Genomic DNA, 18451 nt, shown 5'->3' on the forward strand with positions numbered 1-18451 from the left:
CCTTCGCCAAAGTTTCAAATCTGCTGAAAGTTCACGAGTCCGACAAACGGCGACATGCCAGGGGCCTCGTCGACGTTTGCCGGACAAGCTCAGCAGCTAGGAACGTCGACGGTAATCTTCGGGTCGTCGACAAGCGGCTGGACCGGTACGCGAGCTTCGCCCTCGGCTGTGGGCTCGGTCAGATCGAACTTCAGCTCAACCGTCTGGCCTCGCGGAATGACGGCCCTGGTCATGTAGGCCGGGTGACCCTGTTCGGTTCCGTTGACGGCAAACGAAATCTGTCCACCCACGGAGACGGCATCGAGTTTGGCGCCGGCTGTCGCAAGCAGAGTGACTGCAGCCACATTGGTGCCATTGGGCAGTCGTCCGGGGTTGTCGACGATCCCGCTGACATATTCGGTCAGGTCGGCGTCGGGCGCGTTGTTGGTCAGTCGAACGGTGACCGTTGTCTTTCGGGTGTCGCCGGTGCACGTCTGGGCTGTGTAGTCGATTTCTCGTGTGAGGTAGTAGTCGAGCTTGTTGCCGGCTTGGTTGTTGATCACCACACCGGCGTACGGAGCGGCATCATCGGGAATGGTGTGCCCGAGGACGGTGTCGGCAAGAACCGATTGTTCGTCGGGGTGAGAGCTCCACACTGCGATTCTGCCCTCGCTGACACCTCTGCCCAGAGCCTCCAGTAATGCGCTCGGCGACTTGATGTTCCCGGTCATCTTCGCCACGACACGGGCCGCGATTGTCTGCAGATACTGCTTTCGTGCCTTGTTGTCGGAGGGAAAGCGTGCGTACGCGGTCGACTCGGTCAACTCAACGACGTTGTCGGCCGTTACCGACTCTCCGTCCGGCATCTCTACTGGTCCCACCGCCGCGAGGAGGTAACTCAGTGCTATCGGATCGGTCGCTATCGCGCCGTCGACCAGCTCACCCCCGGACTCCTGTGACCACAGGGACTGCCAGATCTGCGCTGCGTACGGAAAGTGCGAGCTGAGGTTGCTGTTGCGAAAATCGGTGGTCGGTCGACTGTTTCCGTACAGCTGGTTGAAGTCAGGACCAAGGTCTATCGGTTGATTGTCCAGTGTTAGTTCGGAGTTGGGGGAGAGTGTGTCCACCCGAGCGGCGCCGTTGTCGACTCGGACGATGCCGTATCCACCCAACAGGCCGCCGGTTCCTCGCGCTTCCGCATTGGTCTGGAAACCGATGAAGTAGTTGCGCGGTCCGTCGGTGCCGAGCATCGCCGGTGTGATGCGCGCCGCGGTGGCGGTGTTCGTCAGGAGGGTAGCCAGTTCGCTTGTCTGCGACTGTAATTCTGCTCTGGCATCGTTAACTCGGCCCAGGTACTTCGATTCGGGAACTTCCTGTGCCTGCGACGACAGCAATTCCGCGGCGATAGCTGTTTCGGCCAGTTTCGGTTCCGCTTCGCGTAACGGTGCGAGTGCCAAGCGCCCACCGGGCTGCACCAATTCCGTTGGTGCGAGTGAAGTTCCGGTAGTCACGGCAGGGCCGAGAACGTCACGCGTAAGCCCCTGAACGACCTCGGTCATCTGGCGCGTCGACTCGAACGGCGACCCGATGACGGGAATTGCGGCGGTGATGTTCCAGGGGAGTGAATGGGTGTTGTCGTATGCGGCCGATGCTTCGCGATCGGCTTCCGCCGCGGCAGACTCTGCGACTCCCGTATCTCCGGCCAGGAGAGCGCTCTTCGCCGACTGTGCGTGGTCGCGAGCCGCCTCCAGGTTATCTTTCGCCTCGTATGCCGTGTACCCGAGCCATGCCACGAAACCGCCCACTACCAGCGTCGTTGCGGTGATCGCGACTGCCGTTCTACGGCTTCGGAGAAAAGCGGCCGCCCCCTTGGTTTCGCGCTCCGGGCCCCTCGGTGGGATGGTGTTGGAGCCGATCGGTTCAGCCCCGGAATCGTCGTCGGACTTTGGTCCCACCGTGTCGTTGTTCATCCGCTGAAGCTCCTGACGTTTGAGTGCGTGAAAGCTGCGTCGACATGTCTAGCAGTGTTGGCCCAGTGGTGAAAACTTAGACGAGACAGTAGGGTTCGGTTCGGCCGTTCGTGGTGTTCGCTCCCATGGATTCACGTGATCAGCCACCGAACGTTCGTGAAAAACAAGGCTGGTGAAATGTGAGGTGACGGGTTGAGTGCTTTTCCGTTGTCTCGGGCTCAGCTCGCGCTGTGGTTCGCGCAGCAATTGAGTCCGTCAACTCCGTTCGTGGTGGCTCAGTACGTGGAACTACGCGGACCGGTTGACGTCGACGCGCTGATCGAGGCAACGAATACGGCATGTCATGAATTGGAGTCGCCGTTCGTTCGCCTCGTCGCTACCGATGCCGAGCCGGCACAGGTCGTCGATCATGCGATCGTCGACGATCTCGCATACCTCGACTTACGCAGCGACCGCGACCCGGTTCAGCGCGCGAACGAGTGGATGACAGCGGAATACTCACGGCCACTTGACGTGATGTCTGACCGCCTGATCTCGGCGACCTTGCTTCACCTGGCAGATGAGCACTACTACTGGTACTCGCACGCCCATCACCTCGTGCTCGACGGACATGCGGCGATGACACTCACCGCTCGGGTGGCCGAGCGCTATTCGCATCTGGTTCATGGCAAGACGCTGACTCCTTTCGGTGGTTTCGGGGTACGTGCACTGCATGACCTCGACGTCGACTACCGATCCTCGTCGCGGTATCGATCGGACGAGCAGTACTGGACGGAGATGTCCGAAGGCCTGCCCCGCCCGGTTCGCCTCGCCGACGGCGCCGGCCTGACGTCCATGCCGCAGCGCATGATGGTGCGGACACTGAATCCAACTCTTGCAAAACAGCTTTCGGATGTCGCGACCGAGTGGACTACCTCCGAGGTGGCGGTCCTCGTCGGTGCATTCGCGTCCTATCTCGGTCGCATGACTGATTCCGATGACGTAGTCCTCAGCTTGCCGGTGTCCGGCCGCACCACGGCGACGTCGAAACGTTCAGGTGGGATGCTGTCCAACATCGTGCCTGTTCGTGCGCAACTCGAACGGGATCTGTCGCCACAAGAACTGGTGCGTCAGATCTCGGTTCAAATGACCGGTGCGCTACGCCACCAGCGATTCCGCTACGAGGACATGGGCTTCCAGGAGGGTCAGGGCGGATCCCGTGAGGCGGCGGGCCCGGCCGTGAACGTCATGATGTTTCACGAAGCGATTCGGCTCGGTGACGTCGTCGGCGAATTTCACGTCCTCACATCCGGACCCACCGAAGACCTGTTCTTCAGCATTTATCCGTCGATCGCGGGGGAGAACGTTCGCCTGTCCTTCGAAGCCAATCCGCACCTCTACAGCGAACGTGACTTGGCGATGCATCATCGTCAGTTCGTTCGGCTACTCGAGGGGTTCCTCGACTCGGCTACCCGTGCGCTCGGTGACCTCCCCATCCTCTCGACGGATGAAGTGAAGGATCTGGTCCCTGCGCTAGGTCCGCGGACGGACGGATTCGCGACGCTCGATTCGGTCATCAGAGGCGGCGCAGGGCAGGGGAGTGCCGTCGCGATCCGCGAGCAAGGTGTGGACGTCACTTACGACCAGCTCGGCGCTCGCGCGGATGCACTCTGCGCCTTGCTCGTGGAGAACGGAGTCGGACGAGGCGACGTCGTCGGGATCCTCACCGGGCGCTCGACCGATTCCGTAGTTGCATTCCACGCAGTAGTGCGGGCTGGTGCTGCCCTTCTCTTCGTGGATCCTCAAACACCCTCCGAGCGTGCCGCTTTCATTCTCGACGACGCCGACGTGTCCGTTGTGGTCGGTGGCGAACTCGTGAACGTGCCGGCTTGGGTCTGCGTCGTCAACCCCAGGGAAGACGAGACCGTCGAAGGTCCGGTGGATCGACGCGTGGGGGCGGGTTCATCTATCGCCGACCTGTCTCTGGACGACACCGCCTACGTGGTCTACACCTCTGGTTCTACCGGGCGACCGAAGGGTGTCGCGGTCACGCACCGAGGCATTGTGCCGTTGCTGCGTTCTCACGCACGGCGTCTGAACATCGATAGTTCCTCCCGCGTCGCGCTCCTTGCAAACACATCGTTCGACGTGGCGATCCTCGAGATTCTGCTTGCACACGGCTGCGGCGCGACCGCAGTGATCGTTCCTCCCGGATTGATCGGCGGAGTGGACCTCGAAGACTATTTGCGGCTCGAAGGTGTCACGCACCTGAACTCGACGCCATCGGTTCCGTTGACGATGGATCCTCGGGCTTTGCCGGAACTTCGAGTCCTGAACGTCGGCGGCGAGCGACCGCCGGGAGCGCTCGTGGATGCGTGGTCGAGTCACGTCGATATCGTGAATTCGTACGGGCCCAGTGAAGCAACCGTCGCGGCATTCATGAGCGAGCCGCTCGAGCCTGGTGGTGATACTCCGATCGGGCGCCCGATCGACGGCGTTTCCGCTGTGGTGTTGGATTCGTCGTTGCTGCCCACTCCGGTCGGCGCCGCGGGGGAGCTGTACGTGATGGGACACGGACTGGCGCGAGGGTACCTTTCTCCGACGCTCACCGCGGAGCGTTTTGTCGCTGCGCCCTTCGGTGCTGCCGGCGCTGGTGAGCGTATGTACCGCACCGGGGACATGGTGCGATGGAACGCTGCCGGTCAACTCGAGTTCTTGGGCCGCTCTGACCAACAAGTGAAGATCCGTGGAGTACGCGTCGAACTGGGCGAGATCGAGGCTGTGCTCCTGTCGACTCCCGGCGTTGCGCAAGCAGCGGTGGTCGAGCGATCCGGGTCGCTTGCGGCGTATGTGACCGTGGCCGAAGGTGCAGCTCATCCGTTGAGCCAGACGATGGTGCTCGATCATCTGGCTTCCCGACTTCCTCGTTCCATGTTGCCGAGTTCGGTGACTATTTTGGCAGTATTGCCCGTCACGAGCCATGGAAAGACTGACCGTTCAGCGCTCCCCGAACCGGCGTCGTCCGCGCCGGCCGAGCAGCGCGCGGCGGTCAACCACCCGATCGGGTACGACGAGGAATTGATTGCCTCGGTGATGGCCGAGGTCCTCGGCGTCGGAGTTCTCGGACCGCACTCCGACTTGTTCGCCTGGGGCGGTAGTTCACTCGACGCCGTGTATGTTGCCGCGCGAGTGAGTTCCGCCCTCGGAAGACGGGTTGGCGTGAGGGACGTGTTCGGTGCCCCGACGCCGGCGCGCCTGGCCCGGGTGATCCGTGCGGGGCGGGCGGAGTGGGTGGAGGAACCCCAGCGCATTTCGGACGACCTCGTCGTGGAAATCGCACCGGCGCAACAACGCCTGTGGTTACTCAACCGTCTGGATCCCCAGTCGTCGGCGTACAACATTGCGTTCGAGGTCGCGTTCAGTGGTGCTCTGGATATCGAGGCGATGAGGGCGGCGGTAGGTGACCTGACCGATCGCCATCTCGTCTTGCGTACTGTTTTCTCGTTCGACCAGAATCACGATGCGTGGCCGATCCAGGTTGCGACCGCGACTCCGGTGACTCTGATCGAGGTTGCGTCCGAGGATTACGAGGCTGCGTCAGCGGATTTGGTTGCGGCGGGTTTCGACCTGGCGACCGATGCGCCTCTTCGCTTGATCCTCGCCTCCGGCAGCGACGCCGACCACCGCATGACCGTGGTTGCCCATCACGTCGCCCTGGACGGCCTTTCGTTCGCGACGATCGTCTCGGACCTCGTCGCGGCGTACGACGCTCGCGCCGCTGGGAGTTCGCCGATCTGGCCTTCGCCCGCTCTCGACTACCGCGACTATTCCGCTTGGCACAGAACCATTCTCGGTGATCCCGCGGATCCACAGAGCTTGGCAGGGCGCCAGCTGGAATTCTGGTCCGACACACTCGCCGGTGTTGATCCGACTCTGGCGCTTCCCGTGGACAGATCCCGCCGGCCGGACCAACCGTCGTCGGCTCGGGACGTGACGTTCGAGTTGCCCTCACCTATCCATGCGGCGCTGAACGAGATCGCTCGCGCGCACGACTGCACAACCTTCATGGTGTTGCACGCCTGCCTTTCGATCGCACTGAGCAAGATCACCGGTGCGTCCGATGTGGTCATCGGGACCCCGACCTCCGGACGAACGCATCCTTCGTTCGACGGTGTCGTCGGTATGTTCGTCGGGACCGTCGCGCTGCGAACGCTCCTTCGCGGCGGAGACATGTTCGGTGAGTTCTTGACTCAGGTGCGCGAGGTTGATGTGGCGGCCCTGTCCAATGCCGACGTTCCGTTCGACTGGGTGGTCGACCGTGCGGTCGGTGGGGGCGTAGGTGAGAAGAATTCCTTCCTCAGAGTGGTTCTCGCTGTCGATCCGGTAGCGCCCGACTCCGCGATCGCGATGGGAACTTTGACGGCGCACGGCACTCCGCTACCTCCGGTCCACCCTCGCTTCGACCTCGAAGTGACTGTGCGCGAGGATCGTACGATTGACGGCGACGCGAGCGGTGTTCGCGGCACTTTCCGATATGCCGCCGATCTGTTCGATGCAGGCACCGTGCAGAGCTGGGTCGAGCGGCTTCGTCGAGTGTGTGGCTCGATTACCGAGAACTCGTCAATCATGCTGCGTGACATCGATGTTCTCAGTGTTGCGGAACGCGAAGAATTGTCGGCTCGGGTGCCGGCGCCGTCGATTGTCGCGCAGTCGCTGCCTGACCTCTTCGGGGCCGTCGCAGCCCGGCATCCGAATGCAATCGCGGTGTCGAGTGGCGATACTCGTTTCACCTATGAAGAGGTGCGAGTTCGTTCGGAGGGCCTTGCCGCTGTCTTGATCGATCGAGGAATTCGAGTCGGTGATCGCGTGGCGGTCGCCCTGCCTCGATCGGTCGACCTCGTCGTAGCCATCATCGCTGTCGTTCGCGCGGGCGCGACGTACGTACCGATCGACTTGCAGTATCCCGACGCTCGTATCCACTACGTACTTGCCGATGCAGGCCCGAAAGCGATTCTGTCGACGGACGAATCTGCTGGGCGGTTCGTTGGGTACGAGCAACTTGTCATCTTCGTGGACGAGACGACTGACGCTACGGCCGACTGGCCCGTTGCACAGTCGGAGTCCGCCGCCTACGTGATCTACACTTCCGGATCAACTGGAGCTCCCAAAGGCGTAGTGGTGTCTCAGGACAACGTGTTGGCGCTGCTCGCCTCGACCCGAGAGATCTTCGACTTCAACGCCGAAGATGTATGGACGATGTTTCATTCGTACGCATTCGACTTCTCGGTCTGGGAGATGTGGGGTTCGTTGACCACTGGCGGATCCCTCGTGATCGTGGACGGTGATGTCGCGCGCTCACCCGAAAGATTCGCGGATCTGATTGTGCGGGAACGAGTGACCGTTCTCAATCAGACCCCGGCCGCCTTCTATGCGTTGGCGGAAGTCACGCAGGAAATGCTGCTTCCGCTCCGGACGATTGTTTTCGGCGGTGATCGCCTCGACGCCGGGCGCGTGGAGGCTTGGTTCGATCGGCACCCGGACGTGCGGGGCGTCAACATGTTCGGAATCACCGAAACCACAGTCCATGTCACCAGTTTCGATCTTGTCCCCGGTGACGAGACTGTCTCGCCGATCGGGTCCCCACTACCAGGGTTGCGCAGCTACGTACTGGACGCGTCGTTGAAGCCCGTCCCTCCGGGATCTGTCGGCGAACTGTATGTTGCGGGTCCGCAGGTGGCCGAAGGCTACTTGGGTCGACCCGCGATGACGTCTTCGCGATTCGTGCCTGAACCCGGATTCGATGGATCACGGATGTACCGCAGCGGCGATCTGGTCCGTTGGCGAGCCGGCCGACTCGAATATGTTCGCCGCGCCGACGGTCAGATGGCACTGCGCGGTTACCGCATCGAACCGGGCGAGGTCGAATCCGCGCTGTTGGCTCACACGTCGGTGGAGCAGGCCGCGGTAGTGGTGAGAGAACTCGACAGCGGGCCGACTTTGGTCGGTTACATCACCCCGGGGAGCGGACACGACCTCGACGGCGTCTTGCGGACTGCTCGTTCGTTGCTGCCCGCGCACATGGTTCCGTCGGCTTTGATGGCGCTCGCGTCATTACCGGTCACGATCAACGGCAAAATCGACCGAGCATCGTTGCCGACCCCGGTGTCTCTCACGCAGCCGACTCGGCAGTCGCGAGACTTCTTCGAGCAGACAGTCGCAGCCATTCTGAGCGATTTGATGGAAGTTCCGCATGTCGATCCGGTCCGGAACCTCTTCGATCAAGGCGCCAATTCCTTGATCGCCACTCGTCTTTCGTCGCGTCTGAACTCCGCCCTGGGCTGTAACCTCGACGTCCGCGATGTGTTCGAGCACCCATCCGTCGATCAGCTCGCAGACATCGCTGCTGCGCGGATAGGTGTAGGGCGAACCGGCGCGGAGCACGCGTCTGACGTGTCCTTGGGGCCTCGTTCGGACAACACGGAAGTGCACCTGTCAGCTTCCCAGCATCGAATGTGGATTCTGAATCAGTTGGATACAGACTCCGCCGGATACAACATCCCGATCGTGCTGCGCTTGGCAGGCGAGCTGGACGTGGTTGCGGCCGAACTGGCAATTCGTGACGTGATCAATCGCCATCGCACTCTGCGGACCGTGTACCCGGTTGTCGGCGGCGGCCCGGTTCAGACGGTGCTCGACGCCGAGGATGCGCTTCCGGCCTTTCAGCTCGAGGCACTCGACGGCGGCGACGCCGAGAATTGTGTAGCAGAACTGGTGGGTTCGGGCTTCGATGTCACCGTTGATCCGCCCGTACGTGCGGCACTTCTCCAGGTTTCACCTGTCGAGCACATCCTGGCTGTCGTCGTCCATCACATTGCCGCCGACGCTCGATCACTCGAATTGTTGGTCCGCGACTTCACTGCGGCGTACATCGCCCGCTCGGCGCAGCACGCTCCGCAGTGGTCGCCGCTCGCGCTCGAATACTCCGATTACAGTGCATGGCAAAGGGAATCGGGGATTCCCGAGACGGTACGCAGCTACTGGATGCAGGCTCTCGAAGGACTTCCCGAGCAGGTGACGCTTCCCCTCGATCGTCCACGTTCGACGTTCGCCCGTGCGTCGAGCTGTCGGGTGGAGATCTCAGGTTCGGTACGAACGGGCCTTCAGACACTCGCACGATCGAACAACGCGACCATGTTCATGGTTGTACACGCCGCTCTCGCGGCGCTGTTGGCGAGGTACAACGGTAGCGATGACGTAGCTGTCGGCACTGTTGTGTCCGGACGCGTCACACCTGAACTCGACGAGCTGGTCGGCATGTTTGCCGGCACGATTGTTCTTCGAACCGAAGTCGATCCGTCGAACTCGTTCGGCCGGTTGGTCGAGCAGGTTCGTCAGCGTGACGTAGCGGCGTTCGCGCACGCAGAGATGCCCTTCGAATCGCTGGTCGATCTGATCGACCCACCGCGATCGCGTTCGCGACATCCGTTGTTCCAGGTGGCGCTCTCGTTCCGAACTGCTGAGACCGCCGCGTGGTCGATACCAGGGCTGGACATCACACAGATTGCTCCTGAAGTCAGGCACGCAAATTTCGATCTGCAGGTCAACGTCACGGACGAGGGGGTCGGGGGCGAACTCGGTCTCGAATTCGTCTACAACGCTGATCTATTCGATGATCTGACGGTATCGAGCTTTGCGGGCCGGTTCGAGCGCTTCCTGAATCAAGTGTCTGTCGACCCGAATGTCGCCGTAGGGCAAATCGACCTGTTGGACAGTGCGGAACGAGCTCTTCTCGTCCCCGCACACGGCGCGGTCGACCGGCCTGATCGATCTCGACTTTCCGGTACGACACTTGCCTCCATGCTGCGCTTCGGCGTCGAATCCGCCCCGGACGCTGTGGCGGTCGAGGGTGAGGGCAACACACTGACTTACCGGGAACTCGATGCCCAGTCGGATGTCGCAGCCGACGAGTTGCGCTCCCGGGGAGTTGGAGTCGACCAGGTCGCTGCTTGGACTGCAGATCGGTCGATTGCGTCGATCGTGCAACTGTGGGCAATCGCGAAGGTCGGTGCAGCTCCGGCATTGACGGACCCGGAACAGCCGCAGGCGCGAGTACGCGATGTCCTCGAAACACTGGGCACCGGAGCGATCGGCGGCCGCAACGCTGGTGGTGAAGACGCTGGTGCTGAAGACGCTGGTGGTGAGAAAGTCACCGACTCGGTGCGCGAATATTCCGAGAACCTGGCGGCCTACGTAGTTTTCACGTCAGGAACGACCGGAACCCCCAAGGCTGTGGTCGTGACCAACGGCGGGCTCGGTGTGATCGCCGAAGACCTGCCCGGTCGATTCTCGGCTGGGCCAGGTTCTCGCGTATTCCATCGCGGAGCGCCAGGATTCGACATGACGTTGCTCGAGGTGCTCATCGCGAGTGCGTCCGGGGCCACGCTCGTTCTGGCGAAGAACGAAGAACTGTTCGGCTCGGGACTCGCATCAGCACTGAGGCGCGAGCGAATTACTCATCTGTGCGCCACACCTACTGTCGTCGCCTCGATCGGCGATCCTTCGCTGCCGGACCTTTCCACGGTGATGTTCGGGGGCGAGCGACTCGGCGGCGCGTTGGCGAAGCGCTGGCAAGCCGGACGCCGAGTCATCAACGGATACGGACCTGCCGAGTCGACGATGTATTCGCTTGCTACCGAACCACTGTCGATCGAACAACTGTCGGGTGACACTCACGACGGATCGATCGGGTATCCACTGGCCGGGGTCGACGCCGTCGTGCTCGATGATCGACTCGAACCGGTGCCGCCGGGAGTCGCCGGCGAACTGTATCTCTCGGGTCGAATGCTCGCTCGCGGTTACGCCGGCCAACCGGCCCGAACTGCGGAACGATTCGTGGCAACCGGTTCAGGCGCCCGGAAGTACCGGACGGGCGACCTGGTGATGTGGAAGCCGGAAAGCCCCAAATCCGAGGGAAATACGTATCGCCTGCATTATCTCGGGCGAACCGACGTGCAGGTGAAGGTCAACGGTGTCCGGATCGAACCGGGTGAGATCGAGGCAGTCATTCAGTCTGTCGCGAACGTCGACTTCTGTGTCGTCGGGGTTCGGTCGGCCGAAGGTGGAAGTCCTCTGTTGGTCGCCTACGTGAGAAGTTCAGGTGCCGAAAGAGTTGACACTGGTCAACTTCGCGCTGCCGCCGCAGAAGTCCTTCCGACGTACATGGTTCCGCATGCCATCGTCGACATCGAGGGCGAGCTTCCGATGCGGAACGGCAAGGTCGACTTCGCCCGTCTCCCGTCTCCGACACTGGATGCTTCCCGTGCCGAGGGGCCGGCCACCGCCACCGAACGTGTTGTAGCCGGAGCTTTTGGTTCCGTCCTCGGTGGGAATGAGGACGACCGCGACGCAGACTTCTTCTCGCTCGGGGGCAACTCGCTGTCGGCCGCGGAGGTTACCTCGCTCTTGAGTAGTACTCTGGGGCTGGTTGTTCCGCTCAGGACCGTATTCGAGCATCCAACAGTTGCGGCGTTGGCAGCCCGGCTCGATTCGCTCGAGCAGAACGACTCGGTGACCGATCTTGTCCGACTGGAACCGCGCCGCGACCCCACGCCCGCACCCCTGTCACGAAACCAGCGTGCGATGTGGGTACTGAATCAGCGGAACACGGCGAGCGGCGCGTACAACCTGCCGATCTGCATCGAGATCGACGGTGAACTCGACGCGGCGGCGCTGCGTCAGGCAGCAACGGATCTTGTCGGTCGTCATGATGTCCTCAGAACCCGGTATCCGGGCACTCCACCGGTTCAGGTCGTGGATCCTCCGACCTCCGTGACAATGGAAACGCGGCTGGTCGCCGACATCGAGGTCGAGGTGCTGCTGCGAGAGTTCGGCTCGCGTGGTTTCGATGTAGCGGCAGACCTGCCGGTGCGCTGGATGCTGCTCCAGGTGTCACCGGTCAGGCACGTTCTGGCAGTGAGCTTTCATCACATCGCAGTCGACGGGGTGTCGATGCGAACGGTGGTCGGCGACCTGCTGACCGCGTACGGCAAGCGACGAGCTGGACTGGATTCGCAATGGTCTCCGTTGCCGATCCAGTACGGGGATTTTGCCGCGTGGGAGGCAGCACGTGACGTTTCCCCTGGCGTCGAGCAGTTCTGGCGCCGAACGCTGGACGGTGTGACATCTGTGTCTCCGCTGACGGTGGATCACTCCGATGGCGGGCCGGATACCATAGCGCAGCGAGTGAACTTCGTGATACCAGCCGTCATCACCTCGGCACTGCAGGCGCGAGCCGACCGATTGAAGGTCTCGCTGTTCGCGGTGGTTCATGCGGCGTTGTCGGTGGTGCTTGCCAAGCTGAGTGGAAATCCCGATGTCGTGATCGCGACAGCTGTCGACGGACGGCGGGCGCCTCAGCTCGACGGCGTGGTCGGCATGTTCGTGGATACGGTGCCTCTTCGCCTTCGGATCGACGGGGACGTGCCGATCGATCTTCTGTTGGGTGCAGCTTTCGATGCTGATGTGGCAGCGTTCGAAAACAGCTCTGTTCCTGCCGAGTTGGTTGGTGAGCTGCTCGGTGGACGAACTCCCCAGATTGCGCTGGGTCTGCAGAACTTCGCGATCCCTGCCGTGGAGGTTTCCGGCCTCACGATCGAGGCTCGCGAAATCGAGACCGCGACAACGAAGTTCCCCATGCATGTCTCGCTCGCACCCGCTGACGACGGTTCATTGACCGGAGCGCTCATCTATGCCGCGAGCGCATTCGATCCTTCGAGCGCCGACGCGGTTACCCGACAGCTGTCGAGAGTGCTCACCTCGATTGCCGAGGATGTACCAGTACTCGTTTCGGATCTCGTGGTGGGCGCGGCGCCCAGTTGGACTGCTGCCGAGGTCGATTCGTCCCGCACACTGACCGAGATCTTCGCCGCCACCGCGGCGCGATTCCCGAACAACATTGCTCTCGACGACGGACACCGCACGGTGACGTATGCCGAACTCGACTCTGCCTCGGATGCCCAAGCCTGGGAACTGGTGGCTCGGGGAGCAGGACCGGGTGCCGTGTACGAGATTCCGGCGGTGCGGACTATCGCGTACCTGGTCCGAATGTTGGCGATCTCGAAAACGGGAGCGGCATTCGTGCCGATCGACCCCGACCTGCCACCGGCACGTCTGAAGCAGCTGCGCACAGTCCTCTCCGATCGCAGCCCTGTTCCCGGTCGGCAGTATCCGGATTCAGTCGCGTACGTTGTTCACACGTCCGGGTCGACCGGTGAACCGAAAGGCGTTGCAGTCACCCACCGAGGACTGGGCCTGCTGACCGACGATGCTGTCCGCAAGTACGGCGTGACCTCGGACTCGGTTGTGCTGCACGGTTACAAACCGACGTTCGATGCAGCAATCCTCGAGATGATGTTGGCGATCGGCGCCGGGGCTACCTTGGCGGTCGCTCCTCGGGAGGCTTTCGGCGGAAGGGCACTCGAAGAATTCGTCGCAGAACGCGGCGTCACTCACATGTTGTCCACTCCAGCCGTACTCGACACGATGGCTCCAGAGCGGTTCGATTCGCTCGAGGTGGTGGCAGTCGGTGGCGATGTGCTCTCACCTTCCACCGCGCGTGCGTGGAGTCGCCGCGCGCGAATGCTCAATGCGTACGGACCGACGGAATGCACGGTGGTCACCACTGTCGCCGAGGTGGATCATCGGGTCACCATCGGAGTCCCGCTCGCCGGAATCGGTGCAGAGGTGCTCGATACGCGACTGCGTCCGGTGCCGTGGGCCGGGATCGGTGAGTTGTACGTCAGCGGGCCCGGGCTTGCGATGGGCTATGCCGGAGATCCTGCCGGCACCGCCACGTCGTTCATCGCAGCACCCGGCGGGCACCGCCGTTATCGGACCGGTGATCTGGTTCATCGCCGCACGGATGACAGGCTCGGATTCGTCGGACGCTCCGACCGTCAGATGAGCGTGCGAGGAATCCGCGTCGAGCCCGCCGAAATCGAATCAGCTCTGCGTCGGTGCACGGGCGTCGAGGCTGCGGCGGTTGTCCTCGTCGACGACATCGCCGTTGCGTGCGCGGTCGGCGATGGTGTGGAGGCGGATCAGCTGACAATCGAGTTGGCCGCGATGTTGCCTGCGTATCTGATGCCCGGCCGCGTGGTCGTATTGGAGTCGATCCCGCTCACGACGAACGGAAAACTGGACGCAGATGCGTTGCGGCGCCATGTGTTCGAGAGCCAGGCGCCCGATGCAGCAGTGACGGTTTCGGAGGAACTCGTCACCGCTGTCATGTCGGAACACGTGTCCGGAAGTTTCGGCGCTCTGCACAACCTGTTCGAATCAGGTGGTGATTCGTTGGCTGCGGCAGCGGTGGCAGGTCGACTCGCCTCGATCTTCGCGCGAGATGTGCCTGTTCGCGCCGTCTTCGACAATCCGTCGCCGCGAGCGATGTCTCAGTGGCTGTCGGCGAGCGCGTCCGATGGCAAACGCCGCGAACTGACTCGACGTGATCCCGGCAAGCCGGCCCCGCTGGCGCCCTCGCAACAACGACTCTGGCTGATCAATCAGCTTCAGCCGGAATCGACTGCGTACAACCTGACGTTTGCAGCGGTCCTGGCAGACGACATCGATCGTTCGGTCTTGAGCAGCGCGCTCGGCGACGTCGTCGATCACCATGCCGTATTGCGAACTGTCTGTGTTCCGGGTGAATTCGGTCCGCAACAACTTGAAATGGACTCTGTTGCATTCGATCTCACTGCGGTATACGTCGGCGATATCCGTGCGAGCGCTTCGGCATTCGCGACTGTGCCGTTCGATCTCGAACGAGATGTTCCGTTCCGTGTGCGTGTGTTCACCGAAAAGGCAGGAGTCGACTCTGCAGGACTGACGGTCCTGGTCATCGTTGTTCACCACATCGCGATCGACGGAGCGTCGATGGGCCCGATCCTGACCGATTTCGTGGCAGCCTTCGAGGCCAGGTCGGCAGGTCTTCCCTGGGATCGCTCGTCGGGGGAGATCAGCTACGGCGACTACAGTTTCTGGGCGAGAGAGAGCTTGGGTGACCCCGAGGATTCTCTCAGCATGGCCCACCGGCAACTCGACTACTGGTCAGACGCACTTTGTGGCGTCGAGGATGTGTTGGCTCTACCCGTCGACAACCCCCGGAGTCCCGTGTCTTCACGATCCGAGGAGATGGTGACGGAAGTCCTCGACGGCGCCACCTACGACGCGTTGTCGGCGTTGGCTCGTTCGCATGGCGTCACGGTATTCATGGTCGTCCACAGCGTGATTGCCGTGCTGCTCGCTCGCGAGTGCGTCACGGACGACGTCGTGGTGGGAGCAGCTGTGAGTCTGCGGAACGATCCGGCGCTGCTGAGCGTCGCCGGAATGATGGTGGGTACTGTCGCATTGCGCACGAGAATCAACTCCACCGATCGTTTCGCTGCTGTTCTGGACGAGGTTCGCCGCGTCGATCTGGAAGCAATGGCGAACGCGGACGTCTCGTTCGACGACGTCGTTGCGAAGGTTGATCCGCCGCGCAGGATGAACGAGCATCCGCTGTTCACGGTCATGCTGGCGTACCGGCGAGCGCTGGAGTTGCCGCAGATCGACGGCATTACCGTCTTCGACATCGACAATGCAGGGGCGTCGACCGGTTACGACTTGACGTGGGACCTGGTCGACACCGGTGACAGTCTGACTATTCGATTGCTGTATGCGACGGACAAGTTCCGCGAGTCGACCGCGGAACTGCTCATGCAGCGGGTGAGACGTATCGCCGAATCAGTGACCGTGGAACCCGAGATTGTGATCGGGGAGATCGAACTGCTGTCCGGACTCGAACGCTCGGCGCTGACTGCTGCGAATCCTCGCCACGTCGAACCTCTGACGATTGCCGACATTTTCGAACGCGCTCTGCGTCAGGCGCCCGACGGCGTAGCGCTGGAAGAGAACGGCAGACGCTGGACTTACCGCGACCTGTACGAGGAGTCGTCGCACTGGACACGCGAGTTGGTGGTCCGAGGAATCGGACCCGACGACGTGGTGGCCGTTGCGCTCGGGCGCGGGCATCTGTGGATCGTTGCGTTGTGGGCAGTAGCGCGTGCAGGCGCAGCGTGGCTGTCGCTCGATCCGGCGCTGCCGACAGCGCGCCGGCAGACGATGGTCGAGGAATGCGGTTCGGTTGTCGGTTTGACAGCTGGAGGTGCATCCGAGAGTTTGCCCGAGTGCGTCGAGTGGGTGGCGATGGACGAATCCCGCACTGCTGGTGGCGCTGCCGAGGTATCGGCAACGCCGGCTCACCCCGACAACCTCGCCTACGTCATCTACACGTCGGGTTCCACGGGAAGACCCAAGGGCGTGGAGGTTTCACATCGCGGAATCATGAACGTCTGCACCGCCCACGCCGAGATCGCCGAGCTCGAGCGTGGCCCCCGAGTCCTGCAATTGGCGTCGTCGACCTTCGACGCGTCGGTGATCGAGATCCTTCTCGCGGCTGCAGGGTGTGGAACGCTGATTCTGACTCCCGACTTCGTCTACGGGGGAGAAGAACTCACGAATCTGCTGATAGCCGCTGACGTAACACATCTGATCGTGACGCCGACGGTCCTGGCGACAGTCGATCCGGATGCAGTGCAACCGTTGATCGTCGAATCGATGGGGGAGCCGCTCTCTGCGCGCCTTGCGTCGGCGTGGTCACCCCGACATCGCATCGTCAACGGATACGGACCGACCGAATCAACGATCGCGGCATCGATTTCCGCACGGATCACTGACGCGGACGTCACTGTCGGCACTCCAGTCCCTGGTACGACAGCATTTGTTCTCGATCAGAGGCTCCGACCGGTTCCGGATGGCGTTGCGGGAGAACTGTTCCTCGCCGGTGAGAATGTGGCACGGGGGTACGTCGCTTCCCCGGCTCTGACGTCCGAGCGCTTTGTTGCCAATCCTCATGCGGTGGGGACCCGGATGTATCGCACGGGTGACCTCGTGCGTCGTAGGCGTCACGACCGAGCGCTCGAGTACCTGGGTCGCAACGACGCGCAGGTGAAGGTGCGGGGTGTCCGCGTGGAACCGGCGGAGGTCGACGCGGCTCTGTCAAGCCATGGAGCAGTGGCCTTCTCGGTAACCGTTGTCTGTGACGACGGGTACGGATCCGCTGAGCTCCGTTCGTATGTGACGTTGGCGGAAAACGGTTCGGCGACGGAATCGGAGCTTCGCGGGTTCGTCTCCGGCCTGCTGCCGAAGCACCTGCTGCCTTCGTCGGTGACGATAGTGGGCGAGGTACCGTTGCTCGCTTCGGGGAAGATAGACGCAGCGGCACTTCCTGCTCCTTCACCGCAGCCGGGGTCGAGTGTGGATCGACCCATCTCGGATACCGAACGTCACGTGGCACAGGCATTCGAGGGCGTGACCGGCGCGAAATCGGTCGGCCGCTACGACGACTTCTTCGAGCTCGGCGGGACATCGATGGGTGCAGTTCGAGTGGCTACGCGCTTGCGTGAGAGCCTTAACAGGGAATTCCCGGTTCAATGGATTTTCACCGACCGAACTGTGGCGGAGCTTGCCTCTCGGATGGATCTCGTTCATGCCGATGTCTTCGAGGGTGATTCGCTTCGTTCGGATCCGCTGGACACGGTCGTCATGCTCGGCGGCGACCCCGATGACCAACGGCCGCCGTTGTTCTGTGTGCATCCGGTCAGCGGAATCGCCTGGTGCTACGCCGGACTCGTCGGTCAGCTGCGGGGTCGACGGGTGTACGGCATCCAGGCAACGGGAGCAGGTGAATTGCCAGGCACGGTGGCGGAGTTGGCGTCGGGGTACGTCGATGCCGTACGGACGGTGCAGCCGTCGGGTGAATACCATCTACTGGGTTGGTCTGCCGGCGGAACGATCGCGCTCGAGATGGCGAGCCAGCTCGAAGAGGCCGGCGATCTAGTCGGTTCGGTTGTCATGCTCGACGCGCTGTTACCGGAGATGATGCCATCGGTACAAGCGGCTCCGAAACCTTCCGAACTGTTCGCGCAGATCGGGCTATCCGAGGTTGAAACTGAAACTGCAGCACTGACTTTCACAGACGTTGCGACAGAGATCCGAAGGCAGACCGGTATGGATTTCCTTTCCGATACGGTACTCGAATCCGTAGTGGGTCGTGTGGAAAAACTGTCGCGAATCGTTCGGGACCACACGCCGAGGCACTATTTCGGGTCAGTGGAACTGTTTGTGGCGCAGCATGATCTGCCTGAACATCGTCACCTGGTCGAAAGGTGGTCCGAACTGGTGGGGCCGTTGCGGGCGTACCTGGTCGACTGCTCCCACTCGGAAATGTCGAGCACTGAGGTGTTGGCGGAGGTCGCCCAAGTTCTCGTCGGCTATCTCGAAGATGTCGATTCGGATTCGAAGGATCGCAATCATACTGGGGTGCAGTAGATCTAACGGGCCGGGACTTTGGTCCGGAATTGTCACTCCCGTGGTCCCCTTGCTTCAGTTCCGCAAGTAGAATCTGTAGCATTTCCCTTGTGGCAGTA

Annotated in this window: 2 protein-coding genes; one reads left to right on the forward strand and one right to left on the reverse strand. The window is 62.2% G+C overall.

The genetic code is table 11. The features are described from left to right. Positions 1 to 89: 89 nt before the first annotated feature. Positions 90 to 1949 (reverse strand): DUF4012 domain-containing protein, encoded by a 1860-nt coding sequence (locus AC1Q61_RS15225; RefSeq protein WP_042925080.1) that lies wholly within the window; start codon positions 1947 to 1949, stop codon positions 90 to 92. 192 nt (positions 1950 to 2141) lie between these two features. Between AC1Q61_RS15225 and AC1Q61_RS15230 the strand changes: the two genes are divergently transcribed. Beyond that, positions 2142 to 18353, forward strand: a complete 16212-nt coding sequence (locus AC1Q61_RS15230) for an amino acid adenylation domain-containing protein (protein ID WP_492650918.1) — start codon at positions 2142 to 2144, stop codon at positions 18351 to 18353. The last annotated feature ends 98 nt before the right edge of the window (positions 18354 to 18451 follow it).

Source organism: Rhodococcus sp. MPR-R1B, assembly GCF_058793255.1.

Bases quoted from the DNA above. Each gene is read 5' to 3' on its own strand.
- AC1Q61_RS15225 (WP_042925080.1), bottom strand. From the start codon at position 1,949: ATGAACAACGACACGGTGGGACCAAAGTCCGACGACGATTCCGGGGCT.